This window comes from Streptomyces harbinensis (genome assembly GCF_900116145.1).
In the GTDB taxonomy this organism is placed as follows: Bacteria; Actinomycetota; Actinomycetes; order Streptomycetales; family Streptomycetaceae; genus Streptomyces; species Streptomyces carpaticus.
The window spans coordinates 103,187-129,352 of sequence record NZ_FPAB01000009.1; the positions used below are offsets into that span (position 1 = coordinate 103,187).

Annotated in this window: 23 protein-coding genes; 14 read left to right on the forward strand and 9 right to left on the reverse strand. The window is 74.4% G+C overall.

Annotated features, from left to right (window positions below):
* Positions 1-34: 34 nt before the first annotated feature.
* Positions 35-460 carry an HIT family protein gene (locus tag BM385_RS22230; protein ID WP_019432638.1) on the forward strand — a complete coding sequence of 142 codons (426 nt, stop codon included), beginning with the start codon at positions 35-37 and terminating at the stop codon, positions 458-460.
* Here BM385_RS22230 and BM385_RS22235 read toward each other — a convergent pair.
* Positions 438-1,511: an ATP-dependent DNA ligase gene (locus tag BM385_RS22235; protein WP_093844174.1), complete on the reverse strand. Its 1,074-nt coding sequence runs from the start codon at positions 1,509-1,511 to the stop codon at positions 438-440. The two genes, BM385_RS22230 and BM385_RS22235, sit on opposite strands and share 23 nt — an antisense overlap.
* Before the next feature lie 76 nt (positions 1,512-1,587).
* Between BM385_RS22235 and ligD the strand changes: the two genes are divergently transcribed.
* Positions 1,588-2,721, forward strand: a complete 1,134-nt coding sequence (gene ligD / locus BM385_RS22240) for a non-homologous end-joining DNA ligase (protein WP_019432640.1) — start codon at positions 1,588-1,590, stop codon at positions 2,719-2,721.
* Between the two features lie 17 nt (positions 2,722-2,738).
* On the opposite strand, the gene BM385_RS22245 is transcribed toward ligD, so the two are convergent.
* Positions 2,739-3,956: an aminotransferase class I/II-fold pyridoxal phosphate-dependent enzyme gene (locus BM385_RS22245; protein ID WP_093844175.1), complete on the reverse strand. Its 1,218-nt coding sequence runs from the start codon at positions 3,954-3,956 to the stop codon at positions 2,739-2,741.
* 151 nt (positions 3,957-4,107) lie between these two features.
* On the opposite strand from BM385_RS22245, the gene bioB reads away from it, so the two are divergent.
* From bioB to BM385_RS22300, 11 genes are all read left to right on the forward strand, one after another.
* On the forward strand, positions 4,108-5,214 hold the full coding sequence (gene bioB, locus BM385_RS22250) for a biotin synthase BioB (RefSeq protein ID WP_026047221.1): 1,107 nt from the start codon (positions 4,108-4,110) through the stop codon (positions 5,212-5,214).
* Complete coding sequence (locus tag BM385_RS22255) at positions 5,207-6,517, forward strand: adenosylmethionine--8-amino-7-oxononanoate transaminase (RefSeq protein ID WP_093844176.1); 1,311 nt, start codon at positions 5,207-5,209, stop codon at positions 6,515-6,517. Before bioB ends, BM385_RS22255 begins: the two co-directional genes overlap by 8 nt.
* A gap of 52 nt (positions 6,518-6,569) precedes the next feature.
* Positions 6,570-7,265 (forward strand): dethiobiotin synthase, encoded by a 696-nt coding sequence (gene bioD, locus BM385_RS22260; RefSeq protein ID WP_093844177.1) that lies wholly within the window; start codon positions 6,570-6,572, stop codon positions 7,263-7,265.
* Between the two features lie 196 nt (positions 7,266-7,461).
* On the forward strand, positions 7,462-8,499 hold the full coding sequence (locus tag BM385_RS22265; RefSeq protein WP_093844178.1) for a LacI family DNA-binding transcriptional regulator: 1,038 nt from the start codon (positions 7,462-7,464) through the stop codon (positions 8,497-8,499).
* A 67-nt stretch (positions 8,500-8,566) separates the two neighbouring features.
* Positions 8,567-9,799, forward strand: coding sequence for a sugar ABC transporter substrate-binding protein (locus tag BM385_RS22270; RefSeq protein WP_093844179.1), 1,233 nt, complete (start codon positions 8,567-8,569; stop codon positions 9,797-9,799).
* 7 nt (positions 9,800-9,806) lie between these two features.
* On the forward strand, positions 9,807-10,778 hold the full coding sequence (locus tag BM385_RS22275; protein WP_093844180.1) for a carbohydrate ABC transporter permease: 972 nt from the start codon (positions 9,807-9,809) through the stop codon (positions 10,776-10,778).
* A gap of 42 nt (positions 10,779-10,820) precedes the next feature.
* Positions 10,821-11,651, forward strand: a complete 831-nt coding sequence (locus tag BM385_RS22280; protein WP_026047222.1) for a carbohydrate ABC transporter permease — start codon at positions 10,821-10,823, stop codon at positions 11,649-11,651.
* A gap of 61 nt (positions 11,652-11,712) precedes the next feature.
* Positions 11,713-13,113 (forward strand): GH1 family beta-glucosidase, encoded by a 1,401-nt coding sequence (locus BM385_RS22285; protein WP_093844181.1) that lies wholly within the window; start codon positions 11,713-11,715, stop codon positions 13,111-13,113.
* 88 nt (positions 13,114-13,201) lie between these two features.
* The gene (yicI, locus tag BM385_RS22290) at positions 13,202-15,514 is read left to right on the forward strand and encodes an alpha-xylosidase (protein ID WP_093844182.1); all 2,313 of its coding nucleotides are present in this window, start codon (positions 13,202-13,204) and stop codon (positions 15,512-15,514) included.
* Between the two features lie 139 nt (positions 15,515-15,653).
* Positions 15,654-16,301 (forward strand): HhH-GDP family DNA glycosylase, encoded by a 648-nt coding sequence (locus tag BM385_RS22295; RefSeq protein ID WP_026047223.1) that lies wholly within the window; start codon positions 15,654-15,656, stop codon positions 16,299-16,301.
* Positions 16,302-16,387: 86 nt separating this feature from the next.
* Positions 16,388-16,690: a DUF3140 domain-containing protein gene (locus BM385_RS22300; RefSeq protein WP_019432653.1), complete on the forward strand. Its 303-nt coding sequence runs from the start codon at positions 16,388-16,390 to the stop codon at positions 16,688-16,690.
* Between the two features lie 147 nt (positions 16,691-16,837).
* Here the strand turns inward: BM385_RS22300 and BM385_RS22305 are convergent, their stop codons facing one another.
* The 4 genes from BM385_RS22305 to BM385_RS22320 all read right to left on the reverse strand — a co-directional run bounded on the left by BM385_RS22305 (position 16,838) and on the right by BM385_RS22320 (position 20,901).
* On the reverse strand, positions 16,838-17,689 hold the full coding sequence (locus BM385_RS22305; protein ID WP_093844183.1) for an amidohydrolase family protein: 852 nt from the start codon (positions 17,687-17,689) through the stop codon (positions 16,838-16,840).
* Positions 17,686-18,705 carry an aldo/keto reductase gene (locus BM385_RS22310; protein ID WP_093844184.1) on the reverse strand — a complete coding sequence of 340 codons (1,020 nt, stop codon included), beginning with the start codon at positions 18,703-18,705 and terminating at the stop codon, positions 17,686-17,688. Before BM385_RS22310 ends, BM385_RS22305 begins: the two co-directional genes overlap by 4 nt.
* Positions 18,702-19,475 carry an SDR family NAD(P)-dependent oxidoreductase gene (locus BM385_RS22315; protein ID WP_019432656.1) on the reverse strand — a complete coding sequence of 258 codons (774 nt, stop codon included), beginning with the start codon at positions 19,473-19,475 and terminating at the stop codon, positions 18,702-18,704. Before BM385_RS22315 ends, BM385_RS22310 begins: the two co-directional genes overlap by 4 nt.
* 190 nt (positions 19,476-19,665) lie before the next feature.
* Positions 19,666-20,901 carry an MBL fold metallo-hydrolase gene (locus BM385_RS22320; protein WP_175543083.1) on the reverse strand — a complete coding sequence of 412 codons (1,236 nt, stop codon included), beginning with the start codon at positions 20,899-20,901 and terminating at the stop codon, positions 19,666-19,668.
* A 140-nt stretch (positions 20,902-21,041) separates the two neighbouring features.
* Here BM385_RS22320 and BM385_RS22325 point away from each other — a divergent pair, with 140 nt between their 5' ends.
* Complete coding sequence (locus BM385_RS22325) at positions 21,042-21,812, forward strand: DUF7134 domain-containing protein (RefSeq protein WP_019432658.1); 771 nt, start codon at positions 21,042-21,044, stop codon at positions 21,810-21,812.
* A 53-nt stretch (positions 21,813-21,865) separates the two neighbouring features.
* On the opposite strand, the gene BM385_RS22330 is transcribed toward BM385_RS22325, so the two are convergent.
* The 3 genes from BM385_RS22330 to BM385_RS22340 form a co-directional block, all read right to left on the reverse strand.
* Positions 21,866-23,599: an acyltransferase gene (locus BM385_RS22330; RefSeq protein ID WP_093844185.1), complete on the reverse strand. Its 1,734-nt coding sequence runs from the start codon at positions 23,597-23,599 to the stop codon at positions 21,866-21,868.
* Positions 23,600-23,709: 110 nt separating this feature from the next.
* Positions 23,710-24,714: a sugar phosphate isomerase/epimerase family protein gene (locus tag BM385_RS22335; protein WP_019432661.1), complete on the reverse strand. Its 1,005-nt coding sequence runs from the start codon at positions 24,712-24,714 to the stop codon at positions 23,710-23,712.
* A 99-nt stretch (positions 24,715-24,813) separates the two neighbouring features.
* Entirely contained in the window at positions 24,814-26,007 is a 1,194-nt protein-coding gene (locus BM385_RS22340) for an ROK family transcriptional regulator (RefSeq protein WP_093844219.1), read from the reverse strand.
* Positions 26,008-26,166 lie beyond the last annotated feature (159 nt).

A 26,166-nucleotide genomic window follows, 5' to 3' on the forward strand; every position in this document is an offset into this window, starting at 1 on the left:
TGCCGGGACTTCCCGCACGGGGTTCACTGGGGGCATGGAGTGCGTCTTCTGCCGGATCGTGCGCGGCGAGGCGCCCGCCGACCGGGTGTACGAGGACGGGTCGGTGGTCGCCTTCCTGGACGTCAGGCCGCTGTTCGAGGGGCATGTGCTGGTGGTGCCGCGGGAGCATCTGCCGACGCTCACCGATGTCCCGCCCGAGCTGCTGGGCCCGTACTACGCGGTGGTGCGGCGGCTGGCCGGGGCGGTGGAGGCGGCGATGGACGCGCGGGGCTCGTTCGTCGCGTCCAACAACCGGGTGAGCCAGTCGGTGCCGCACTTCCACACCCATGTGGTGCCCCGACGGCCCCGGGACGGGCTGCGCGGCTTCTTCTGGCCGCGCGGGCGGTACCGGGACGCGGAGCGGGCGGCCGAGGTGGCGGCGGCGGTGCGGGCGGCGGTCAGTGCGGACGGTGCGGGGTGAGGATGTCGTCGAGCGCGTAGCCCACCGGCTCCTCCAGCTGGGCGTACCCGCAGTCGGCCGGGTCCCGGTCGGGCCGCCAGCGGCGGAACTGCGCCGTGTGCCGGAACCGGTCGCCCTGCATGTGGTCGTATCGCACCTCGCAGACCCGCTCGGGGCGCAGCGGCAGCCAGCTGAGGTCCTTGGTGCCGGTCCAGCGGCTGGGGCCGCCGGGCATCCGGGCGTGCTCGTGCGCCTCCGCCTCGGCCCAGTCGGCCCAGGGGTGGCCCTCGGCGGAGTCCATGAGCAGCGGGGTGAGTTCGTCCATCAGCTCGGCGCGCCGCTTGGCGGTGAAGGAGGCGCAGACCCCGACGTGCTGGAGACGGCCAGTGGCGTCGTACAGGCCGAGCAGCAGCGAGCCGACGCCCTCGCCGCTCTTGTGGCGGCGGACCCCGGCGACCACGCAGTCGGCGGTGCGTTCGTGCTTGACCTTGACCATGACGCGCTCGCCCGGGCGGTAGGGGAGGTCGGGTGGCTTGGCCACGATGCCGTCGAGTCCCGCGCCCTCGTACCGCTCGTACCACTGGCGGGCGAGGTCGAGGTCGCCGGTGGCGGGGGCGACGAAGACGGGTTGCCGGGTATGGCGCAGCGCGTCGGTGAGGGCCGTGCGGCGGGCGTGCTGCGGGGTGTCGAGGAGCGAGTCGTCGCCGAGGGCGAGCAGATCGAAGGCGACGAACGAGGCGGGGGTGCGTTCGGCCAGCATGCGGACCCGGGAGTCGGCGGGGTGGATGCGTTCCAGCAGGGCGTCGAAGTCGAGCCGGCCGCCGCGGGCGATGACGATCTCGCCGTCCAGGACGCAGCGCTCGGGCAGGGCGGCGGGCAGCCCCTCGGACAGTTCGGGGAAGTAGCGGGTGAGCGGCTTCCCGGTGCGGGAGCCGATCTCGACCTCGGGCCCATCGCGGAAGACGATGGCGCGGAAGCCGTCCCACTTGGCCTCGTAGTGCATGCCGGCGGGGATCTTCGCGGCGGGCTTGGCGAGCATCGGGCTGACGGGGGGCATCACCGGAAGGTCCATGGTGGGATTGTGCGGCGCGCGGCGGCGCGGCGCCCGTCGGCGGGCGCGCGACGGCGCACGGGCTTAGCGTGGCGGCATGGGCAAGGCCATGGAACTCACGGTCGGTGACCGCACGGTGCGTGTGTCAAACCCGGACAAGGTGTACTTCCCGGAGCGGGGGTTCACCAAGCTGGATGTGGCCCAGTACTACCTGGCGGTGGCGGACGGCGCGCTGCGGGCGCTGCGGGACCGGCCGACGACGCTGGAGCGGTACCCGGACGGGGTGACGGGCGAGTCGTTCTACCAGAAGCGGGCGCCGGGGAACCTGCCGGAGTGGATCCCCACCGGGCGGATCTCCTTCCCCAGTGGGCGGCACGCGGACGAGATCGCGCCCAGCGAGCCGGCGGCGGTGGTGTGGGCGGCGAACCTGGGTTCGCTGACCTTCCACCCCTGGCCGGTGCGGCGCGGGGACACCGAGCACCCGGACGAGCTGCGGATCGATCTGGACCCGCAGCCCGGCACGGACTACGCGGACGCGGTGCGCACCGCGCTGGAGCTGCGCGGGCTGCTGGAGGAGTGGGGGCTGCGCGGCTGGCCGAAGACCTCGGGCGGGCGGGGCATGCATGTGTTCGTGCCGATCGCGCCGGAGTGGACGTTCCCGCAGGTGCGGCGGGCGGCGATCGCGATCGGGCGGGAGCTGGAGCGGCGGGATCCGCGGCGGGTCACCACGGCGTGGTGGAAGGAGGAGCGGGGGGAGCGGATCTTCGTGGACTACAACCAGATGGCGCGCGACCGGACGATCGCCAGCGCGTACTCGGTGCGGGCGCGTCCGCACGCCCCGGTGTCGGCGCCGCTGAGCTGGGAGGAGGTGCCGGACGCGCGGCCGGAGGACTTCGATCTGGCGACGATGCCCGCCCGGTTCGCCGAGGTGGGCGATGTGCACGCGGACATGGAGCGGCATGTGTGCCGGCTGGAGACGGCGCTGGAGATGGCGGCGCGGGACGAGCGCGATCACGGGCTGGGGGATCTGCCGTATCCGCCGGAGCATCCGAAGGTGAAGGGCGAGCCCAAGCGGGTGCAGCCGAGCCGGGCCAGGAAGGACGGGGCGGGGAGCGGCAAGGGCGGGAACGGCGCGAAGAGCGGCAAGGGCGGGAAGAGCGCGGAGGACGGCGGAGGCGGGAAGGACGGCGGAGGCGGGAAGAGCGGCAAGGGCGGCACGGCCGGGCGGTGACCGGCGGCCCCGGTCGGTCACCGGCGCGCCGGGCTCTCCCGTACCGCCCCGCCGTCCACGGCCTCCCGCGGGGCGGTGGCGACGACGATCCCGGCGGCGCGGGCCAGCTCGCCGGCCGCCAGATCCGCGCGGGCCGACAGCCGCAGCCGCGAGACACCGTCCGGGACCGACGGCGGCCGGAAGCAGCCGACCGCGAGGCCCGCCCGGCGGCAGTCGGCCGCCCAGCGCACCGCCGCGCCGGGCGAGGGCGCGCGGACCGACACCACCGCCGCGTCCGGGCGGGCGGCGGCCAGGCCCGCCGCCGTCAGCCGCCCGTGCAGCAGGCGCGCCGCCTCCCCCGCCCGCGCCGCGCGCTCCGGCTCGCGGCGCAGCAGCCGCAGTGCGCCGAGCGCCGCCCCGGCGGCGGCGGGGGCGAGCCCGGTGTCGAAGACGAAGGTGCGGGCGGTGCTCACCAGATGGGCGATCACCGGCGCCGGGCCCAGCACCGCGCCGCCCTGCGCGCCCAGCGCCTTGGAGAGGGTGACGGTGGCCACCACATCGGCGGCGCCCGCCAGCCCGGCGGCGTGCACGGCGCCCCGGCCGCCCTCCCCCACCACCCCGAAGCCGTGGGCGTCGTCCAGCACCAGAGCGGCCCCGTGGGCGCGCGCTGCGGCGGCCAGCGCGGGCAGCGGGGCGGCGTTCCCGTCGACGGAGAACACCGTGTCGGAGACGGCAAGCGCCCGGCGTACCCCCGGGGCGCGTCCCGCCAGCGCCCCGGCCACCGCCCACGGGTCGGCGTGCGGAGCCACCGCGACCGCAGCCCGGGAGAGCCGGCAACCGTCGATCAGGGAGGCGTGATTGGCCGCGTCCGAGACGATCAGCGCGTCCCGGCCGGCGAGCGCGGTGAGCGCCGCGAGATTCGCCGCGTAGCCGCTGGAGAACACCAGCGCGTTCTCGAAACCGGTGAACTCCGCCAGTTCCGCCTCCAGTTCGGCGTGCAGCGTGGTGCTCCCGCTGACCAGCCGCGATCCGGTGGCGCCCGCGCCCCAGCGGCGCGCCGCGCCGGTGGCCGCCGCGACGACCTCCGGATGCCGGGAGAGACCCAGGTAGTCGTTGCCTGCCAGGTCCAGCGGCCCGGCGTCCGCCTCGTCCGCCGTCCTGGGCCGCAGTCCGCGCTCCAGACCGGCACCGCGCAGCCGGTCCCGTTCCGCGCCGATCCAGCCGAACGGACCCTCACTCGTCCCGGTCACCGTCACCCCACCCCTCGTCCGCGCCAACCCATCGACGCTATCGGGCGGTGACGCTGTGCGGGGGTGTGGTGACCGTACACACTCGGATCGGCGGCTGTGTACCTTTCCGCCCTGGCCGGGCCCCGCCCCGGACCACCAGGATCGGCTCATGGATCGCATGGATCTGCTGAGCGCGCTCGTGGACAAGGGCCTGCGCCGCGAACCCCCCACCCGGGCCGAGGCCCTGGCCGTACTGGCCACCTCCGACGACGACCTGCTGGAGGTGGTCGCGGCGGCCGGCAGAGTGCGCCGGGCGTGGTTCGGGCGGCGGGTGAAGCTCAACTACCTGGTGAATCTGAAGTCGGGGCTGTGCCCGGAGGACTGCTCCTACTGCTCCCAGCGGCTCGGCTCGAAGGCGGAGATCCTCACCTACACCTGGCTGAAGCCGGACGCGGCCGTTGCCGCCGCGAACGCCGGAGTGGCCGGCGGCGCGCGCCGGGTCTGTCTGGTGGCCAGCGGGCGCGGCCCGACCGACCGGGATGTGGAGCGGGTGTGCGAGACCGTCTCGGCGCTGCGCGCGGAGCACGGCACGGCGGTGGAGGTGTGTGCCTGCCTGGGGCTGCTCTCCGACGGCCAGGCCGAGCGGCTGCGGGCGGCGGGGGCCAACGCGTACAACCACAATCTCAACACCTCGCAGGCCGCCTACGCCGACATCTGCACGACACACGACTTCACGGACCGGGCGGAGACCGTGCGGCGGGCGCGGGCCGGCGGCCTCTCACCGTGCTCGGGGCTGATCGCGGGCATGGGCGAGAGCGACGAGGACCTGGTGGACGTGGCCTTCGCGCTGCGCGAGCTGGAGGTCGACTCGGTGCCGGTCAACTTCCTCATCCCCTTCGACGGCACCCCGCTGGCCGGCCGGTGGGAGCTGACGCCGCAGCGGGCGCTGCGCATCCTGGCGATGGTGCGGTTCGTGTGCCAGGACGCGGAGGTACGGATCGCGGGCGGCCGTGAGTTGCATCTGCGTACGTTGCAGCCGTTGGCTCTGCACATCGCGAACTCGCTGTTCCTCGGCGACTATCTCACCAGCGAGGGGCAGTCGGGGCGGGCCGATCTGGCGATGATCGCCGACGCGGGCTTCGAGGTGGAGGGCGGTACGGTCCCGGCCGGGCCGCCGGAGCCGGACGCCGACGCCGACGCGGGCGGCGGGGAGCCGGCCGGTGCGGCGGTGCCCGTCGCGGTACGCCGCCGGGGCGCGGGCACCACGCTGCCGCCCAATGCCTGAGGCGCGGCGGACGGCCGAACTGCTGGCGCTGGACCGCCGGCACGTGTGGCATCCGTACGGCCCGATGCCCGGGACCGCCGCCCCGCTGCCGGTGGAGTCGGCGGACGGGGTGCGGCTGCGGCTGGCCGCACCGGTGGAGCCGGGCGGGCACCGGGAGCTGATCGACGGCATGTCCTCGTGGTGGTCGGCGATCCACGGCTACCGCCATCCGGTCCTGGACGCCGCCGTCACCGGACAGCTGGGGCGGATGAGCCATGTGATGTTCGGCGGGCTGACGCACGAGCCCGCCGTACGGCTGGCGGCCCGTCTGGTGGAGATCTCGCCGGGTCCGCTGGAGCACGTCTTCCTCGCCGACTCGGGATCGGTGGCGGTGGAGGTCGCGCTGAAGATGTGCCTCCAGTACTGGCGGTCGCTGGGCCGGCCCGGCAAGCAGCGGCTGCTGACCTGGCGGGGCGGCTACCACGGGGACACCTGGCACGCCATGTCGGTGTGCGACCCGGAGGGCGGGATGCACGAGCTGTGGGCGGGGGCGCTGCCGCGTCAGGTGTTCGCGCCCGAGCCGCCGCCCGGTTTCGGCGCCGGGGTGCACGAGGGGTACGCGGCCGGCCTGCGCGAGCTGATCGCCCGGCACGCGGACGAACTCGCGGCGGTGGTGGTCGAGCCGGTGGTGCAGGGCGCGGGCGGGATGCGGTTCCACTCCCCCGGCTATCTGCGGGTGCTGCGCGAGGCGTGCGACGAGAGCGGGGTGCTGCTGGTCCTGGACGAGATCGCCACCGGTTTCGGCCGCACGGGTGCGCTGTTCGCGGCGGATCACGCCGGGGTGGTGCCCGATGTGATGTGTGTGGGCAAGGCGCTGACCGGCGGTTATCTCACCCTGGCGGCCACCTTGTGCACCGGGCGGGTGGCCCGGGGCATCTCGCGCGGCGCGGTGCCGGTGCTGGCGCACGGCCCGACGTTCATGGGCAACCCGCTGGCCTGCGCGGTGGCCGACGCGTCGATCGGGCTGCTGCTCGGGCAGGACTGGCGGGGCGAGGTCGGCCGGATCGAGGCGGGGTTGCGCGCCGGCCTGGCGGCGGCGGCCGGGATGCCGGGGGTGCGTGAGGTGCGGGTGCTGGGGGCGATCGGGGTGATCCAGCTCGACCACCCGGTGGACATCGCGGCGGCGACCCGGGCGGCGGTCGCGGCGGGCGTGTGGCTGCGGCCGTTCCGCGACCTCGTCTACACGATGCCGCCGTACATCACCGGCGACGAGGACATCGCCCGCGTCTGCGCGGCGATGGTGGCCGCCGCCCGGGCCGGATGAGGGGTGCGACCCCGCCCGGGCCGGGCGGTACGAACGGAGAGGAGCGGCTGGGGTGACGGGTGAGGTGCTGATCGTCACCGGGACGGGGACCGGGGTCGGCAAGACGGTGGTGACGGCCGCGCTGGCGGCCCGCGCGCTGGCGCGCGGGCGGCGGGTGGCGGTCCTCAAACCCGCCCAGACCGGGGTGGCGGAGCGGGAGCCGGGGGACGCGGCGGAGGCGGCCCGGCTGGCGGGGCCGGTGACGGCCCGGGAACTGGCCCGCTATCCGGCGCCGTTGGCGCCGGCCACGGCGGCCCGGCTGGCCGGGCTGCCGCCGGTGCGGCCGGCGGAGGTCGCCAAGGCGGCGATCGACCTGGCGGCCGGGCACGATCTGGTGCTGGTGGAGGGGGCGGGCGGACTGCTGGTGCGGTTCGACGAGTCGGGCGGCACGCTGGCGGACGCGGCGGCGCTGCTGGCCGCCCCGGTGGTGGTCGTCACCACGGCGGGCCTGGGCACGCTCAACGACGCCGCGCTGACGGCGGAGGCGCTGCGCGCCCGCGGCCTGCACTGCCGCGGCCTGATCATCGGCTCCTGGCCCGCCGCCCCGGACCTGGCCTCCCGCTGCAACCTCACCGACCTCCCGGCGGTGACCGGCGCCCCCCTGCTGGCCCGCATCCCCGCCGGCGCGGCGGCCCTCCCCCCACCCGCCTTCCGCGACCGCGCCCCGGCCTGGCTGACGGCCCTCCCGTCGAGAGGAACGGGCGGCTGACCGGCGCTGACGGGCCCCGTCACGGTCCCGCCCCGGGCGGGTGGCTCGCGTGATACAACACGGAACGTCAAAGATCTTTCCGGAACCCCCTTGTCCGCACCGCCCGCCGCCGCTTAGCATCTCGCCACTGCTTCGAATCGATTCGACGAATCGATTCGAACCGGCAAGGCGTTGGTGGAGTCCGTGAGGGAGCGGGATGGCAACGATCAAGGATGTCGCCGAACGGGCGGGGGTGGCCCCCAGCACCGTCTCCTATGTGCTCAGCGGCTCCCGCAAGATCTCCGAGGAGACCCAGAACGCGGTCCGCGCCGCCATCCGCGAGCTGGGCTACCATCCGCGCGCCAGCGCCCGCGCCCTGCGCAGCGCCCGCAGCGACGTCATCGTGCTGGCCGTGCCCCGGGAGACGGGCAAGTACCGCGCGATGGACGGCCGGTTCGCCATCGAGTTCAGTGACGCCGCCCGCGAGCACGGCTACGACGTCCTCATGATGACCGACCAGGACGGGGTCGGCGGGCTGCGCCGCATCGCGCGCAGCGGGCTGGCGGACGCCGCCGTGCTGATGGCCGTCCAGGTGCAGGACCCCCGGGTGGCCGCGCTGCGCGAACTGCGCTTCCCGACCGCGCTGCTGGGTCACGGCAGTGAGCACGACGAGGCCGACGTCCCGTGGGTGGACCTCGACTGGGAGGCGGCCGTCTCCCTCGCGGTGCGCGAGACGGCCGCGGCCGGGCACCGGCGGATCGTGTTCCTCTCCTCCGCCGATCACGAGATCGAGGCGCGGCGCGGTTACGCCATGCACGGTCTGGACGGGGCCCGCGCCGCCGCCGCGCACACCGGGGCCGACGTCCGGATCCAGCAATCCAGCGGCGATCCGCAGGTGCTGGCCAAGCGGCTGCGCGAGGTACTGCTGACCGACCCGGCCACCCGTCCCACCGCCCTGGTGGTGCAGCATCTGATCCTGCTGCCCGAACTGCTGCGGGAACTGGCCGAGCTGGGCCTGAAGGTGCCCGAGGACCTGAGTGTGGTGCTGGTCGGCACGCTGCCGGACGAGCCGGCCCTGGCGGACTTCCCCCGGATCGAGCTGCCGGTGGGCCGGATGTCGGCCGCGGTGGCGGAGCTGGCCGTGGCGGCGATCGCCGCCCGCCCGGGCGCCGCCGGGACGGCGCCGGCACCGGAGGTGTCGCACCAGCTCATCACCCCGGTCATGGCCGAGGGGGCGGTGATTCCGCCGCCCTGACCGCGCCCGGGCCACGGTGCCCACCGCCCCCGGCTTTCCTTCTCAACGTCGCGAATGGAAGAACCCCATGGCAGGACCACGCAGACGCATACCCGTCTCCGCGCTCGCCCTCACCCTCGCCGGTGCCACGGTCGCCGGCGGGCTGACGGCGTGTGCCGCGCAACCCGACCCCGGTACGGTCACGGTGCTCAACTCCGCGACCGACACCGCCGAGCACTCCGCCAACCAGGATTTCTTCGACGCCTGCGCCGAGCCGCTCGGGCTGCGCGTCAAGCAGATCAGCGTCCCCGCCGACCAGGTCGCCACCAAGGCCCTGCGGATGGCCTCCTCCGACTCACTGCCGGACATCCTGGAACTGGACGGCTCGGAGCTGTCCCAGTTCGCCGAGACGGGCGGGCTGCGCCCGCTGCCGGAGACGGGGTTCGACGCCGAGGGCTTCTCGGACAGCGCCGTCTCGCTGGGCTCCTACGACGGGGTGCAGTACGGGGTCGCCCGGTCGGTGAACTCGCTGGCGCTGATCTACAACACCACGATGCTGGCCGAGGCCGGGCTGGAACCCCCCACCACCTGGGAGGAGTTGCGCAGCACGGCGGCGGAGCTGACCGGCGGCAGCACCTACGGCATGGCGTTCAGCGCCAGCCCGAACGCGGACGGCGTGTACCAGTTCCTGCCGTTCTTCTGGTCGGCGGGCGGTGACGAGGCGCAGCTGGCCGAGGGCACCGGCGGGCAGCAGGCGCTCCAGCTGTGGAAGGACCTGGTGGACGACGGGTCCGCCTCCCGATCCGTCGTCAACTGGAACCAGCAGGACGTGAACGACCAGTTCGTCTCCGGGCGGGCCGCGATGATGGTGAACGGGCCCTGGCAGGTGCCGGTGCTCAGCGCGCAGGACGCGGTGGACTGGGCGGTGGCCTCCATCCCGGTGCCGCAGGCCGGTCAGGACCCGGTGCCGCCGATCGGCGGCACCGTGATGACGGTGCCCAAGAACAGCGACACCGAGCGCGAGCGCAACGCCGGGGCGATCCTCAACTGCCTCAACTCGCAGGAGAACCAGCTGGCCTGGGGCGAGCGGGTGAACAACGTGCCGACCCGCGCCGAGGCCGCGCAGGCCTACCGCGAGCTGCATCCGAAGCTGGCGCCGTTCGCCGATCTGGTGGCCACGGCCCGCTCGCGGACCGCCGAGGTGGGAACGCGCTGGCCGATGGTGGGCGACGCGCTCGCGGGCGCGTTCCAGTCGGTGCTGACCGGCCGCGCCACCCCGGAACAGGCGCTGAACCGGGCCGCACAGCAGGCCGGGGAGTGAGGCCGTGATGACGACGACGACCGAGACGACCCCGGCGGGCGGGCCGGCCGCGACGGACGCGAGCCCCGTGCGGACCGCGCCCCGTTCGGCCGCCCGGCGGCGCCGGCTGTACCAGTGGCTGTTCGTGGCGCCCGCGGTGCTGTATCTCCTGGCGTTCTTCGGGTTCCCGCTGGTGCGCAACATCCTGATGAGCTTCCAGGAGTTCACGCCGACCACCTATTTCACCGGCGAGGCGCCGTTCAACGGCCTCGACAACTGGCGCGCGGTCTTCTCCAACGAGCTGTTCGGCGACGCGCTGTGGCAGACCGTGCTGTTCACCATCGGTTCGCTGGCCGGGCAGTTCACGATCGGACTGGCGCTCGCGGTGTTCTTCACCCGGCGTTTCCCGCTCTCCGGCGTGGTGCGTGCGGTGCTGCTGCTGCCGTGGCTGGTGCCGATGGTGGTGTCGGCCGTGGTGTGGCGGCGGATCATGGACGAGGACCACGGCGTCCTCAACAGTTTCCTGAAGACGCTGGGGCTCACCGGTGACGGGGTGCCGTGGCTGTCCAGCCCGAGCGTGGCGCTGCTGTCCGCGGTGCTGGTCAACATCTGGATCGGCATCCCCTTCAACATGGTGATCCTCTACGGCGGTCTCCAGGAGATCCCGCGGGAGGTGTACGAGGCGGCGGCGCTGGACGGCGCGGGCCCGTGGCGTACGTTCCGCAGCATCACCCTGCCCATGCTGCGTCCGGTGGTGACGGTGGTGCTGGTGCTGGGCTTCATGTCGACGATCAAGGTGCTGGATCTGATCCTGGCGCTGACCGGCGGCGGCCCGGCGGACTCCACCCAGACGCTGGGCACCATGACGTACCAGCTGTCCTTCATGCAGCTCGACTTCGGTCAGGGCGCCGTGGTGGGCAATGTCCTCATCCTCGTCAGTGCCGTGTTCGCGGTGCTGTATCTGCGGGTCAACCGGGCCCAGTCCGGTCAGGGGAAGTGATCGACGATGACGACGACCGAGACCGCGACGAAGCCGGTACGGATGCAGGCCGCGACGAAGACAGCGGGTGCGAAGCGGAGTTGGCGCTCCACCCTGGTGGCGCTGCTGATCCTGGCCGTGATGCTGTTCCCGGTGTACTGGATGATCTCCACGGCGCTCCAGCCGCACTCCAGCATCGCCGCCACCCAGTTGCTGCCGACCTCGCCCAGCCTGGAGAACTTCCGGGCCGCCTTCGACACCCAGGGCGGTTCCCTGCTGACCAGCCTGGTGGTGTCGCTGGGCGCGGTGGCGGTGTGTCTGGCGCTGGCCGCGCCGGCCGCCTACGGGCTGGCGCAGTTCGGGCTGCGCGGCAGCCGGGGCATCGTGTTCGGCACGCTGATCACCCAGATGGTGCCGGGCATCGTGGTGGCGAACGCCCTGTACAGCGCGTACGCCGAGCTGGGTCTGGTGAACTCCTACGCCGGGCTGATCCTGGCGGACGCCTCGCTGGGCCTGCCGTTCGCGATCGTGCTGCTGCGGGCGTTCATGGTGTCCATCCCGTCCGAGGTGATCGAGGCGGCGATGGTGGACGGTGCGAACCGGTTCACGGCCTTCGTGCGGATCGTGCTGCCGATGAGCCGCAACGCCCTGATCACCTCGGGCCTGTTCGCCTTCCTCTTCGCCTGGGCCGACTTCATCTTCGCGCTGACGCTGAACACCACCGACGACGTGAAGCCGGTGACGCTGGGCATCTATCAGTTCATCGGCGCCCATGTCAGTGACTGGGGCGCGGTGATGGCCACCGCCGTGCTGTCCGCGATCCCGGCCGCCATCCTGCTGGTGGTGGCGCAGAAGTACATCGCCGCCGGGATCTCCGGCGGATCGATCAAGTGAACCGGCCCGCCTCTTCTCTCCGTCCTGTCCGTTGCTCCTCCGTGAGGGATGTGCTCCGCCCATGACCGACACGCCCGCTTTCCCCGCCTTCCCGCCCGGCTTCTTCTTCGGCGCGGCGACCGCCAGCTACCAGATCGAGGGCGCCCACGACGTCGGCGGGCGCGGCCCGTCGATCTGGGACACCTACTCCCGTACCCCCGGCAAGGTCGCGAACGGCGACACCGGTGACGTCGCCTGCGACCACTACCACCGCTACCCGGAGGATGTGGCGCTGTTGAAGGAGCTGGGGGTGGACAGCTACCGCTTCTCCATCGCCTGGCCCCGGATCCAGCCCACCGGCAGCGGCCCGGCCAACGCCGAGGGCCTGGACTTCTACGACCGGCTGGTGGACGAGCTGCTGGCCTCCGGCATCGCGCCGGCCGCCACGCTGTACCACTGGGACCTGCCGCAGGCGCTGGAGGACACCGGCGGCTGGCGGGTGCGCGCGACGGCGGAGCGGTTCGCCGAGTACACGGCGCTGGTGGCGGAGCGGCTGGTGGACCGGGTGCCGCGCTGGATCACCCTGAACGAGCCGTTCTGCAGTGCCTTCGTCGGGTACGCGATCGGCCGGCACGCGCCCGGGGCGCGGGAGGGGGCCGGCGCGCTGGCGGCGGCCCACCATCTGCTGGTCGGCCACGGGCTCGCCGTGCAGGCGCTGCGCGCGGCCGGTGCCGGTGAGGTCGGTATCACGCTCAACCCGGACCGGCTGCTGCCGGCCACCGGCTCGGAGGCGGACGCCGGGGCGGTGCGCCGGGCGGAGACGCTGCACAACGAGGTCTGGTTCGACCCGCTGTTCGCCGGCCGCTACCCGCTGCACGAGGACGAGACGTGGGGGGAGCTGGCGCGGGAGGCCGCGGCGCACCGCCGCGAGGGCGATCTCGATCTCATCGCCGCCCCGCTGGACTTCACCGGCATCAACTACTACCGGCCGATCACGGTGACCGACGCCCCGTTCCGCGACCCGGAGCCGGCGACCAGGACGGCCGTGGACATCCGGGTGGAGGAGACCTGGCGCGACGACGTACGGCACACCACCATGGGCTGGCCGGTGGTGCCGCACACCTTCACCGATCTGCTGGTGGACCTGCGGCGGCGCTACCCCGCGATGCCGCCGCTGATCATCACGGAGAACGGCTCGGCGGAGGCCGACGTGGTCGCCGCGGACGGCCAGGTGCACGACAGCGACCGGGTGGAGTACCTGGCCGGGCACCTGGCGGCGGTGGCGGACGCCGTGGCGGCCGGGGTGGACGTCCGCGGCTACTACGTCTGGTCCCTGCTGGACAACTTCGAGTGGGCGTACGGCTACGAGCAGCGTTTCGGCATCGTCCGGGTCGACTACCAGACGCTGGAGCGGCTGCCGAAGGACAGCTACCACTGGTACCGGCAGCTGATCGCCGCGCACCGGGACCGTACCGCCGGCTGATCGCGCACCGCGCGGTGCGGCGGCACAGCCCCAGTACCACCAGCACCACGAGCACCAGCAATTCGCATTCCAAGGAGCAGGAGACGCAGTGAAGTTCACCGATGGCTACTGGCTGACGCGTGAGGGCGTGAAGCTGTCGTACGCCACCGAGGTCGCCGACGCTACGGTCGCGGACGGCAAGCTCACCCTCTACGCCCCCGTCCGGCAGGTGCGGACCCGGGGGAACACGCTCAACAGCGCGCTGCTGACCGTGGAGTGCTCGTCCCCCGCCGAGGGGGTGATCGCGGTGCGCTCCACCCATCACGCGGGCAAGGCCGAGCACGGGCCCGAGTTCGCGCTGCACGCGGACGAGGCGCGCAGCGCGGCGAAGGTGGCGCGGGACGGCTCGGTGCTGGAGCTGTCCAGCGGGCCGCTGGCCCTGCGGGTGGACACCGAGGGTCCCTGGCAGCTGGACTTCGTCGCCGACGGCCGGGTGCTGACCACGGCGGGCAAGCGCGGTACCGGCTTCGCGGAGCAGGAGGGGCGGCACTTCTCGCTGGGCCAGCTGTCGCTGGGGGTCGGCGAGCTGGTGTACGGGCTGGGTGAGCGGTTTACGCCGTTCACCAAGAACGGCCAGACGGTGGACATCTGGCAGGCGGACGGCGGCACCGCCAGCGAACAGGCGTACAAGAACATCCCGTTCTACCTCACCAACCGGGGCTACGGCGTCTTCGTGCGGCACCCCGGCAACGTCTCCTACGAGATCGCCTCCGAGTCGGTGGGGCAGATCCAGTTCAGCGTCGAGGACCAGTCGATCGAGTACCTGGTGGTGTACGGTCCGACGCCCAAGGAGATCCTGGACCGGTTCACCGCGCTGACCGGCCGCCCGGCGCTGCCGCCGGCCTGGTCGTTCGGGCTGTGGCTGTCGACGTCCTTCACCACCGACTACGACGAGGAGACGGTCAACCGCTTCGTCTCCGGCATGGCGGAGCGCGAGATCCCGCTGAGCGTCTTCCACTTCGACTGCTTCTGGATGAAGGAGTACCAGTGGTGCGACTTCACCTGGGACCCGGACGTCTTCCCGGACCCGGAGGGCATGCTGCGCCGGCTGAAGGAGGACCGGGGGCTGCGGATCTGCGTGTGGATCAACCCGTACATCGGGCAGAAGTCACCGCTGTTCGCCGAGGCCAAGCGGCTGGGCCATCTGGTGCGCACGGCGGGCGGGGACGTGTGGCAGTGGGATCTGTGGCAGGCCGGGATGGGGCTGGTGGACTTCACCAGCCCGGCGGCGCGCGCCTGGTACCAGGACAAGCTGCGCACGCTGCTGGGGCAGGGCGTGGACTGCTTCAAGACGGACTTCGGCGAGCGCATCCCCACCGACGTGGTGTGGCACGACGGCTCGGACCCGCAGCGCATGCACAACTACTACACGCAGCTGTACAACGAGGCCGTCTTCGAGGTGCTGACCGAGGCGCGCGGGGAGGGCGAGGCGGTGCTGTTCGCGCGCTCGGCCACGGCCGGCGGGCAGCAGTTCCCGGTGCACTGGGGCGGCGACTGCGAGTCGACGTTCACCGCGATGGCGGAGTCGCTGCGCGGCGGCCTGTCGCTGGGCCTGTCCGGGTTCGGGTTCTGGAGCCACGACATCGGCGGCTTCGAGGGCACCCCGACGCCGGAGGTCTTCAAGCGGTGGGTGCAGTTCGGGCTGCTGTCCTCGCACAGCCGGCTGCACGGCTCCAACTCCTACCGGGTCCCGTGGGACTACGACGAGGAGGCGGTGACCGTCACCCGCGACTTCACCCGGCTCAAGCACCGGCTGGCGCCGTACCTCTTCGAGGCGGGCCGGCAGGCGCGGCGGCACGGTACGCCGGTGATGCGGGCGATGGTGCTGGAGTTCCCGGAGGACCCGGGCACCCACACCCTGGACCGGCAGTACATGCTGGGCGGCGATCTGCTGGTGGCGCCGGTGTTCGAGACCGGCGGCGAGGTGGAGTACTACGTGCCGGCCGGCACCTGGACGCATCTGCTGAGCGGTGAGCCGGTCCAGGGCCCGGGCTGGCGCCGGGAGCACTTCGGCTTCGACTCGCTGCCGCTGCTGGCCCGGCCGGGCTCGGTGATCCCGCTGGGCGACCCGGAGCAGGCCGCCCAGGGCGTGGAGTACGCCTGGGCCGAGGGCGTCACCCTGCGGGTCCACGCCCCGGTGGACGGGACGGAGACGGTGACGGAGCTGCCGGCTCCGGACGGCTCCACCGCGGTCACCTTCCGTACCCGGCGGGACGGGCAGAGCGTGACGGTGCGCGCCGAGGCCGCGCCGGGCACCGGCCTGGGCGCCTGGCAGGTGCAGCTGGCCGGCCCGGCCGGCTACGCCGAGCCGGTGGCCGCCGACGGGGACACCGTGACGGTGACGCTTCCCGCGGCGGGCTGAGCGGTACGGGCCCCGTGACCCGGTGCGGGTCACGGGGCCCTGGCATGCATGGGCGGGCGCTCGGCGGGCACCCGGGAGCGGTGCGCGGCGCTGCCGCGTGCAGCCCGTGGTGCCGTCGTCGTCCGAGGAGTGGTTCCGGGTGAGTGCGAAGAGGGAAGCGCTGGCGCACGCCGTCGTGGAGCGCTGCGGCCAGACGTACGCGGAGCAGGCCGGTATCCGGCTGCGGGACACCCCGGCGGCGCTGTACCAGGTGCTGGTGCTGGCGCATCTGCTGTCGGCGCGGATCAAGGCGGATGTCGCCGTGGCGGCGGCCCGGGCGCTGTTCGACGCCGGGATGCGGACTCCGGCCAGGATGGCGGAGGCCACCTGGCAGCAGCGGGTGGACGCGCTGGGCGAGGGGCACTACCGGCGCTACGACGAGCGGACCGCGACCCAGCTCGGCGACGGGGCCCAATTGCTGCTCGACCGGTACGGCGGGGATCTGCGGCGGCTGCGCGAGGGCGCGGATCCGGGCGAGGTGGCCGACCGGCTGCGGGAGTTCCCCGGCATCGGGCCGCTGGGGGCGGCGATCTTCCTGCGCGAGGTGCAGGGCGTGTGGCCCCGGTACGCGCCGTACATCGACGGCAAGGCGCTGGACGGTGCGGAGCGGGTGGGGCTGCCGAGGTCGCCGAAGGCACTGGACCGGCTGGTGCGGCGGGGTGAACTGCCGCAGCTGACGGCCGGGTTGGTGCGGGTGGCGCTCGACAAGCGGCTGGCCGAGGATGTGCGCTCACTGGCGCGCGGGTGACCTCGTGCGCCGTCCGGGGGGTTTTCACGCTGAGTCATCCGGGGACAGCTTGCGGGGCATGGATGCCACGGTGTGCTGGAGGATGGATGAGCGGTATCGACACGGGTGAACTGGACCGGCTGTGGGCGGAGTTCCGCGGAGCGGTGAACATGACCTCGCACGAACTGGCCGCCTGGCTGCGTACGGCGGGCAGCGACCCGGCGCAGGACCGTGGCCGCCGGGTCCTGGCCATTCTGCGGAAGCGGCGGATCGATGTGACGGCCGATGACGCGCGGCTGATGCGGGAGGTCCTGGCGACGGTGCGCGCCGCCACCACCGCCCCGGGCGGGGCCACCGCGGGCGAGCGCCGCTACCGGCTGATGTCGCTGGGACACGACCCGCTGCGCTGAGCCGGCCGGGCGAAGGGGCGCGGGGGGGCATCGCGCGGGGGCCGAAGCCCCGGCCGGGACCGGCCGGGCGGGCCCGGCCCGCCGGCCGGACGCGCCGGCCGGGACGCGCGGCGTCCTCGCGGCCGGTGGCGGCGGGCCCGCCGGTGGTCACAGGCCGTACACGCGGGAGGCGGTGCCCCCAAGGACGGCGGCCCGTTCCGCCCGGCTCAGCCCGCCGGTCAGCGTGGCCGCCGTCTCCATCACCCGGCGGTAGCCGGCGGCCAGTGTGCACACCGGCCAGTCCGAGCCGGCCATCAGCCGGCCGGGGCCGAACGCCTCCAGCGCCACCTCCGCGTACGGGCGCAGGTCCGCCACCGTCCAGTGCCGCCAGTCGGCCTCGGTGACCAGCCCGGAGAGCTTGGCGGTGGTGTTCGGCAGCGCCGCGAACCTCCGCAGGTCCCGCGCCCACGGCTCCCGCTGCCCCGCCGCGATCGGCGGCTTGCCCAGATGGTCCAGGACGAAGGTGAGTTCGGGCCGCAGCGCGGCGGCCCGGGTGGCGGCGGGCAACTGGTGCGGCAGGATCACCAGGTCGTACACCAGCCCGGCCGCCGCGACGGCCGCCAGCCCCCGCTGGACGTCGGCGCGCAGCAGCCAGTGCGGGTCCGCCTCGCCCTGCACCTGATGGCGGATGCCGGACAGCCGTGCGCCGCCCGGCAGGGCGCGCAACGCCGCGAGGGTGTCGGCGATCGCCGGGTCCCGCAGCTCCGTCCAGCCGACGACCCCGGCGACCAGTCCCCCGGCCTCGCGTTCGGCCGCCAGCGCGAGCAGTTCCGGGGTCTCCTCCGGCACGGTGACGGTCTGCACCAGTACGGTGCCGTCCACCCCGGCCTCCCGGGCGTGCGGCAGCAGCTCGGCGAGGGCGAACCCGCGCCGGATCGGGGCCAGCTCCGGGGCGTCCAGCCACTCCTGCGGCCGGACGGCGAGGTCCCACACATGGTGGTGGGCGTCGATGACCCTCACCCCGGGGCCGCCTCTCCCCGGGACGGGACCGGTACGTGCGCCGGCAGCAGCCCCTCGGCCCGCAACTCCTCCCACAGGCCGTCCGGTATCGGATGCCGGAACATGGCCACCGCGTCCCGTACCTCGGCCGCCGAGCGGGCCCCGACCAGCACACTGGCGACGGCGGGGTGGCCCAGCGGGAAGCGCAGCGCGGCGGCGCGCAGCGGGACGCCGTGCCGGCCGGCGATCTCCTGGATCCGCAGCGCGCGGCGCACCAGTGGTGCGGGCGCCGGGCGGTAGTCGTAGGAGGCGCCGGGGCGCGGATCGGCGAGCAGCCCGCTGTTGAACACGCCGCCGATGACCACCGCTACGCCCCGCTCGGCGGCCAGCGGCAGCAGCTCGGTCAGTCCGTCCTGGTCCAGCAGCGTGTAGCGGCCGGCCAGCAGCACGGCGTCGATGTCGGTGTCGCGGACGAAGCGGGCGGGCATCGCGGACTGGTTCATGCCGACGCCGATGGCGCCGACCGTGCCCTCGGCGCGCAGCCGCTCCAGCGCGGGATACGCCTCGGTGAGGGCCTGCCGCTCGTGGTCGTCGGGGTCGTGGAGCAGGACGAGATCGGCGCGATCCAGGCCGAGCCGTTCCAGGCTGGATTCCAGCGAGCGGCGCACGCCGTCGGCGCTGAAGTCCCAGACGCGGCGGTGGGTGGCGGGCGCGCCGGGGAAGCCGTGGGCGCCGTCGTGGCCCGCCGCCGGGCCGCCGTCGGTGGGGACGAGCAGCCGGCCGACCTTGGTGGAGAGCGTCCAGTCGGCGCGGGGCCGCTCGGCCAGTGCGGCGCCGAGCCGCTGTTCGGAGAGGCCGAGGCCGTAGTGCGGGGCGGTGTCGAAGCCGCGGATGCCCGCGTCCCAGGCGGCGTCCACGGTCCGCCGGGCCGCCTCCGCGTCGACGGGGGCGCCGAGGCCGGCCAGTGGCGCGCCGCCGAGGGAGAGCGCGCCCAGGGTGACGGTGCTGCGGCCCAGGGTCCGCCGCGGCCACGTCATGCGGGCGGGTCGACGTGCGGTCGGGGCCGCAGACCGGCCATGCCGCCGTCGACGGCGAGCGCGGTGCCGGTGACGGAGGCGGCGGCGGGCGAGGCGAGATAGACGATGGCGGCGGCCACCTCGTCGGCGGTGACCAGGCGGCCCATCGGCTGACGGGCGGTCAGCGCGGCGCGTTCGGTCTCCGGGTCGTCGGCGGCGTCGAGCAGCCGGCCGACCCACGGGGTGTCGGCGGTGCCGGGGTTGACGCAGTTGACGCGGATGCCCTCGCCGAGGTGGTCGGTGGCCATCGCCAGGGTGAGCGACTGGACGGCGCCCTTGCTCGCCGAGTACAGGGCGCGCTGCGGCAGCCCGGCGGTGGCGGCCACCGAGCAGGTGTTGACGATCGCGGCGTGCCGGGAGGCGCGCAGCAGCGGCAGGGCGGCGCGGGTGGTGCGCACGATGCCCAGCACGTTGATGTCCAGGACGCGGTGCCATTCCTCGTCGCTGTTGTCCTCGACGGTGCCGGCGGCGCCGATGCCGGCGTTGTTGACGAGGATGTCGAGGCCGCCGAGTTCCGTGCCGGCGGCGGTGACGGCGGCGCGCACGGCGGCGTCGTCGGCGAGGTCGGCGCGGTGGCCGCGCAGCGGCGGGCCGGCGGACGCCGGGTCGAGGTCGAGTACGGCGACTGCGGCGCCGCGTGCGGCGAGCAGCCGGGCGGTGGCCAGGCCGATGCCGGAGCCGCCACCGGTGACCAGGGCGCGGAGCCCGGCGAGTTCACCGGTGGCGCTCATCGGGCGGCCCGCCGCTCGGTGCCGGGGCGGAGGCGGATACGGGCGGCGCGGGTGCGGGTGCTGGTTGGGGTGCGCGGGGCCGTGGCCTGGGGCATCGGCGGACCTTCCGGGTCGGCGGGGTCGGCTGGACGGGCAGCCGCGCTGAAACCCTAGGAGCCGGTCGGGGCCGGCACAAGATCCCCGGCCGGGGTCAGTCGCCGACCGCCCCGGTCGGCTTCGGCGCCGGGAGGGTGCCGGGGGCCGGGGTGGCCCGGGGCTCGGGCGCGGGTACCGGCGCGGGGCGGGCGATCGTCCGCCACCAGGTGTCGGACGGGGGCGGGGTGGCCGGTTCGAAGGAGGCGCCCGGCCGGGGCACCACCACCCGTACCCCGTCCCGCTCGCAGGCGGCGACGGTGCGCTCGGCCGGTTCGTCCCACGGGTGCAGGGCGAGGTTGAAGGTGCCCCAGTGGATGGGGAGCAGCACGCCGGGCTCGCCGTCCGGGCCGGCCAGGTCCCGGTGGGCCCGTACCCCTTCCTCGGGGGTCATGTGGATGTCCGGCCAGTACTCGCTGCTGTAGGCGCCGATCTGCATCATCGTGGCGTCGAACGGCCCGAGTTCGGCGCCGATGCGCGCGAAGCCGGGGAAGTAGCCGGTGTCGCCGCTGTGGAAGACGCGGTGCCGGGGGCCGGTGACCGCCCAGGAGGCCCACAGGGTGAGCCCGGTGTTGCGCATGCCCCGGCCGCAGAAGTGCTGCCCCGGGGTTGCGGTGAGGGTCAGCTCGCCGGCGGTGGTCGACTCCCACCAGTCGAGTTCGGTGATGCGGTCGGCGGGGACGCCCCAGTGCTCCAGATGGGCGCCCACGCCCAGCGGTACGGCGAAGGGCGCCCCGGTGGCGATCAGCGCCTTGACGGTGGGCATGTCGAGGTGGTCGTAGTGGTCGTGGGAGATGACCACGGCGTCCAGCCGGCCGAGTTCGGTGAGCGGCAGCGGCGCGGGGTGCAGCCGCCGGGGGCCGGCGAAGCCGACGGGCGAGCAGCGCTCGCCCCACACCGGATCGAAGAGCACCCGGTGGCCGTCGATCTCGGCGAGGACGGTGGCGTGCCCGAGCCAGGTCAGCCGCAGCCCGGAGGCGGGCTCCGGGCCGGCCGCGCCGGGGGCGGGGGCGAACGCGGGGCGCTCCAGCGGGGGCGCGGCGGTGGGCCGGCGGCGCAGCCGGTCGGCGCGGCGCAGGAAGTCGCGTGCCATGCGCAGCGGGGAGGTGGGGGTGGCGGCGCCGACGGGGGCCTCGTTGCGGAAGGCACCGTCGCGGAACTGCGGGGAGCGCCGGATTCTGGCGAGGCGTTCGCCGGTGGGGTCGGCGCCGAAGGAGTCGGGCCGCACCCGGCCGGCCAGAGAACCGCTCCCGGCCCCGGGCCCGGAACGGCGGGTGGGGGATGTGTCGGACACGGTGACCTCCTCGGCGAGCCTCCGGCCACTGTAACCCGAACGGGGTGTCGAACCCGTTGCCCTCCGTGGTGGCCGCGGGGGCCGGAAAATCGATCTCCCGGCCGACGGCGGCGACCGGGTGCGACCGTAGGGTGGCCCCCATGGATCGCATCCGGGCTGTGCAGCGCCGCTTTCCGATCAACGCCGATACCGGGTGGGCCGCGTTGCTGCTGCTGCTGTGCGGCTGGCACGTCATGGTGGATCCGGAGCTGCGGGGGGTGGTCGCGGCGGCGACGGCACTGGTGCTGGGGGTGATCATGTCGCTGGCCGTGGCGCTGCGCCGCCGCAGCCCGGAGAAGGTGCTGCTGCTGGCGCTGGTGGTGTGCGTGGCGCAGATCCTGGTGGGCTTCGGCCCGCTGACCACGCTCTTCGCGGTGTTCGCGGCGATAGCGACGGCGGCCAGCCGGGGCGCCCCGTGGGCCGCGCGGCTGGCTCTGCTGGGCGGGCTGGCGACCGCGCTGCTGGCGGCCGTGGTCGGCGCGGTGTCCCAGCCCGATCCGCTGCGGATGGCGATCGGCGCGGCGGTGTGGCTGTCGGTGCCCTTCACGCTGAGCTGGGCGCTGGGCAACCGGGCCCGGTTCCGCCGCCGTTACCGGCGGCAGCTGGACGCGCGCGCCGCCTCCCAGGCCCGGCTCGACGCCACCTGCCGGCGGGCGGCGCAGGTCACCTCGCGGGTGGAGATCTGCCGCGAGATGTACGACATCACCGGGCACCGGCTGGCGGGCATGGTGGTGCAGGCGGACGCGGCGGGGCGGGTACTCGACTCCTCGCCGGAGCGGGCCGGGCAGGCCCTGGAGGCGATAGCGGAGGCGGGCCACGCCGCGGAGGGCGAACTGCGCCAGGTGGGGGTGCTGCTGCGGCGGGCCGAGTGACCCGTGCGGCGCGGGCGGCCGGCCCTTGCGGGACCGGCCGCCGCAGGGGCCGGTCAGCGGGCCGGTGCGGCGGTGCCCAGGCCGTCCCGGGCGGGTTCGGGGCGGTGGACGCCCCGGGGGCGGTAGCCCAGTGCGTCGCAGTGGCCGGTGAGGTCGGCGAGCAGCCAGATGATGGCCAGCCACATCTCGGTGCCCTGGAGGCCCGGGGCCCGGCCGGGGCCGGTGCCGTCCGGGGCGGGTCCGAAGGCGAAGCCGTGGCCGGGGTGCCACCGGTCGAGAGCCGCCTCCAGTTGGCCGGTGGCCCAGCGGCGGATGTCCTCGGCGCGGTGGGTGCTGAGGCGGCCGGCGAGCCACAGCGGGTGGGCCACGTCGAGGACGTTGCAGGCGTTCTCGCGGTCCGCGCCGAAGTACCGGGGGTCGCGGGCGTGGTCGAGCACGGTGTCGATGACCCGTTCCGGGTGCGGTACGGGGACGCCGAACTGGGCGAACGAGCCGCGGGTCAGCCGGTAGTAGCCGTTGACGAGCTGGAGCCGCCCCTCCCGTGCCCGGGCGTCGCCCCACATGCCGGTCCACGGATCGGTGCGGGTGAGCAGCCAGCCGAACAGTGCCTCCAGCGCGCCGGGGCCGGCCGGCTGGCCGCCCAGCCCGAGGTTCCAGTGCGCGGCGGTGGCCACCGCGTCCACCCAGCTGCCGGCGTGCCAGGCGCGCTCGTGCCAGGGCTGGGCGGCCAGCCGGTCCAGGAGTTGCCCGGCGGAGAGACCGGCGACGGCGTGCACCGGGTGGGCGAAGGAGGAGCCGAGCAGGTCGAGCGCGTACCCGACCGACAGGATGTGGTACAGCGCCGCGCCGTCGTCGACGAAGCCGTCGGCGCCCGGTGCGGGCAGCTCCCGGCCGGTTTCGGGCACCAGCCCGGTGGCCGGGTCCTGGAGCGCGCGCAGCCGGGCGATGTGGGTGTCGGCGGGGAGCTGGGCGGGCGCGGTGCCCAGCAGCAGGGCGGCGATCTCGACGGCGTCGCAGTGGGCGCGTACGGTCGGCGCGGCGTCCGGCCGGTCGCGGTAGGCGGTGCCGTCCCAGGCGCGGTCCAGAAGGGCGGGGGCCTCGGCGCGGGCGGTGTCGGCGAAGCGGGCGAGCCGCTGGGCGAGGCCACCGTCCGGCCCCGTGCCGCCGGTGGCCGGGCCGTCCCCGGCGGGGACGGCGGTGCTGCCCTTGCTCTCGCCGCGCGGTGCGCGCCGGTCGCGGATGAAGCGGGCCGGGTTGCCGCCCACCATGGCCCAGTCCGGTACGTCCCGGGTGACCACCGCCCCGGCGCCGATGACGCAGTGGTCGCCGATGGTGACCCCGTCCAGGATCACCACCTGGGAGCCGATCCACACGTCGTCGCCGATGGTGATGCCCCGGCTGCTGGTGGGCTGGCGGTGGATGGGCCGGTCGGGGGCGGTGGAGTGGTTGAAGCCGAGCAGCGAGGTGTGGGCGCCGATGCGCACCGCCTCGCCGAGGGTCACGGTGCCGCGCACGGTGGTGAAGGGGTTGATGGTGCAGTCGGCGCCGGTGGTGACGGTGCCGGTGACGTAGGCGTGGGCGGCGATGTAGGAGCCGTCGCCGAGCCGCAGCCGGTCGGGGTGGACGGCGGCGCGCTCCGAGACGAAGCAGCGTTCGCCGATCTCGGCGGTGCCGGCGGCGGTCAGCCGCCGCTGTCGCTCGCGCTGGGCCGCGCGCTGTTCCCCGGTCGCCTCCGCCTCGAAGAACCAGGGGAGAAAGTCGAGCCTGTCGTCGCCAGTGTGGTCCATGAGGTTGCCTCACCAAGGGGTGCGCGGAGCGGATGAAACGACTCAAACGCTAGGCGCACCCCTCGGGACGGGCAAGAAGCAGCCGGAAAAACGGCCGCCGCGGGCCCTGCTCAGTCGCCGCTGCCGAACGCCGCGTCGAAGGAGGCGGCCGGCGGCGGGTAGTCGTACGCCCGCAGCCTGGCCAGCGCCTCGGGCGCACCGGCCAGCCGGTCCATCCCCGCGTCCTCCCACTCCACCGAGATGGGCCCCTCGTAACCGATGGCGCCCAGCATCCGGAACACGTCCTCCCACGCGACGTCACCGTGCCCGGCCGAGACGAAGTCCCAGCCGCGCCGCGGATCACCCCACGGCAGGTGCGAACCCAGCCGCCCGGTACGGCCGTCCAGCCGCGTGCGGGCCTCCTTGCAGTCCACGTGGTAGATGCGGTCCCGGAAGTCGTACAGGAACCCCGCCGGGTCCAGGTCCTGCCACACGAAGTGGCTCGGGTCGAAATTGAGGCCGAAGGCGGGCCGGTTGCCGATCGCCTCCAGCGTCTGCTTGGTGGTCCAGTAGTCGTAGGCGATCTCGCCCGGGTGCACCTCGTGGGCGAAGCGCACCCCCTCGGCGTCGAAGACGTCCAGGATCGGGTTCCAGCGCTCGGCGAACTCCGCGTAGCCGCGCTCGATCATGCCCGGCGGCACCGGCGGGAACATCGCCACCAGGTGCCAGATGGGCGAGCCGGTGAAGCCGATGACCGTCCGCACCCCGAAGGCGGCGGCGGCCCGCGCGGTGTCCGCGATCTCGGCGGCGGCGCGCTGCCGGACGCCCTCGGGCTCGCCGTCGCCCCAGATCCGGGCGGGCAGGATGTTCTGGTGGCGCTCGTCGATGATGGCGTCCGAGACGGCCTGGCCCACCAGGTGGTTCGATATCGCCCAGCACTTGAGGCCGTACTTGGCCAGCAGGGCGTGCCGGCCCTCGATGTACCCGGGCTCCTTCAGCGCCCGGTCCACCTCGAAGTGGTCGCCCCAGCAGGCGAGTTCCAGACCGTCGTAGCCGAAGTCGCGGGCCAGCGAACAGACCTCCTCCAGCGGGAGATCGGCCCACTGGCCGGTGAACAGGGTGAAGTCACGGGGCATGGTGGTAACTCCTACTCGACAGGGAAGGCGTACGGCGGCTCCGGTACGCCGGTGCGGTCGGCCGGTGGATCACCGGTGGATCGGTGGGGGGGTCGGGGGTCAGTGGGGGGCGGGCGGGTAGCTGAAGAGGTGGTCGCTGATGAGCCGGGCGGCGCCGATGACCCCGGCGACCGCGCCCAGTTCACCCAGCACGATGGGAAGGTTGCCGGTGGCCAGCGGCAGGGACTGCCGGTAGACCTGGGTACGGATGGCGGCCAGCAGGGTGTGGCCGAGCCCGGTCACCCCGCCGCCGATGACGACCAGGGCCGGATTGAAGAAACTCACCAGGGCCGCGATCACATCGCCGGTGCGCAGCCCGCCGAGCCGGATGAGTTCGATGGCGGCGGTGTCCCCCGCGCTCGCCGCCGCGGCCACATCCGCGGCGTCCAGGTGCCCGCGCCGCTCCAGCGCGGCGGCCAGCTCCGGGGAACGGCCGCCCCGGGCGGCGCTCTCGGCGTCCCGGGCGAGCGCGGCGCCGCCGAAGTACGCCTCCAGACAGCCCCGGTTGCCGCACGGGCAGGGCCGCCCGTCCTGCTCGACCTGGATGTGGCCGATGTCGCCGGCGCTGCCGGTGGCGCCGCGGTGCACCCGGCCGTCCACCACGATGCCGCAGCCGATGCCGGTGCCGATCTTGACGCAGATGAAATCCCCGACCGCGTGGGCCACTCCGGCGTGCCGCTCCCCCAGGGCCATCAGGTTCACATCGTTGTCGACCATCACCGGGCAGCCGAGTTCCTGGCCCAGCGCCTCACGGACCGGGAAGCCGTCCCAGCCCGGCATGATCGGCGGGGCCACCGGGGTGCCCTCGGGAAAGCGCACCGGGCCCGGCAGGCCGATCCCCGCGCCGTCGAAGGCCGCGCAGCCGGTGGCGGCGCGCAGTTCGGCGGCCATCGCCAGGATCTGCTCCAGGACGGCCACCGGCCCGTCGCGCACGTCGACCGGCCGGGTGCGGTGCTCCAGGATCTCCAGTTCGGGCCCGGTGACCGCGACATCGACCGAGGTGGCGCCGAGGTCCACACCGAGGAACCGCAATTGTGGGGTCAGCCGCACATTGTGTGAGGGACGGCCGCCCCGGGAGGCGGCGAGCCCGTCGGCTGCCACCAGGCCGGTGGCCAGCAGCCGGTCGAGCTCCACCGCGAGCCGGGAACGGGAGAGTTCCACCCGCTCCCCCAGCTGCGCCCGGGAGGCGGGGCCGCCGTCGCGCAGCAGCCGCAGCAGCCGCGCCTGGTGGGCGTTCGCGGGCCGGGCCGATATACGCCTCACACACCCTCCCGCCAACGCCGGCATCCGGTATCCCGGGCGGCGGCCGGCCGCCGGGCTTCGGTGGGGAACGTAACAGCGTGCCCGCCGCACGGGAAGAAGTCCGGCGAAAATCGGCCGGTCTTTTTCCTGTTTGCGGACAAAGTCGGGGCC

Bases quoted from the DNA above. Each gene is read 5' to 3' on its own strand.
- BM385_RS22255 (WP_093844176.1), top strand. From the start codon at position 5,207: ATGCCTGAGGCGCGGCGGACGGCCGAACTGCTGGCGCTGGACCGCCGG.
- BM385_RS22275 (WP_093844180.1), top strand. From the start codon at position 9,807: ATGACGACGACGACCGAGACGACCCCGGCGGGCGGGCCGGCCGCGACG.
- BM385_RS22270 (WP_093844179.1), top strand. From the start codon at position 8,567: ATGGCAGGACCACGCAGACGCATACCCGTCTCCGCGCTCGCCCTCACC.
- BM385_RS22315 (WP_019432656.1), bottom strand. From the start codon at position 19,475: ATGAGCGCCACCGGTGAACTCGCCGGGCTCCGCGCCCTGGTCACCGGT.
- BM385_RS22285 (WP_093844181.1), top strand. From the start codon at position 11,713: ATGACCGACACGCCCGCTTTCCCCGCCTTCCCGCCCGGCTTCTTCTTC.
- BM385_RS22300 (WP_019432653.1), top strand. From the start codon at position 16,388: ATGAGCGGTATCGACACGGGTGAACTGGACCGGCTGTGGGCGGAGTTC.
- BM385_RS22265 (WP_093844178.1), top strand. From the start codon at position 7,462: ATGGCAACGATCAAGGATGTCGCCGAACGGGCGGGGGTGGCCCCCAGC.
- BM385_RS22335 (WP_019432661.1), bottom strand. From the start codon at position 24,714: ATGCCCCGTGACTTCACCCTGTTCACCGGCCAGTGGGCCGATCTCCCG.
- BM385_RS22325 (WP_019432658.1), top strand. From the start codon at position 21,042: ATGGATCGCATCCGGGCTGTGCAGCGCCGCTTTCCGATCAACGCCGAT.
- BM385_RS22310 (WP_093844184.1), bottom strand. From the start codon at position 18,705: ATGACGTGGCCGCGGCGGACCCTGGGCCGCAGCACCGTCACCCTGGGC.
- BM385_RS22330 (WP_093844185.1), bottom strand. From the start codon at position 23,599: ATGGACCACACTGGCGACGACAGGCTCGACTTTCTCCCCTGGTTCTTC.
- BM385_RS22280 (WP_026047222.1), top strand. From the start codon at position 10,821: ATGCAGGCCGCGACGAAGACAGCGGGTGCGAAGCGGAGTTGGCGCTCC.
- BM385_RS22235 (WP_093844174.1), bottom strand. From the start codon at position 1,511: ATGGACCTTCCGGTGATGCCCCCCGTCAGCCCGATGCTCGCCAAGCCC.
- bioB (WP_026047221.1), top strand. From the start codon at position 4,108: ATGGATCTGCTGAGCGCGCTCGTGGACAAGGGCCTGCGCCGCGAACCC.
- BM385_RS22230 (WP_019432638.1), top strand. From the start codon at position 35: ATGGAGTGCGTCTTCTGCCGGATCGTGCGCGGCGAGGCGCCCGCCGAC.
- ligD (WP_019432640.1), top strand. From the start codon at position 1,588: ATGGGCAAGGCCATGGAACTCACGGTCGGTGACCGCACGGTGCGTGTG.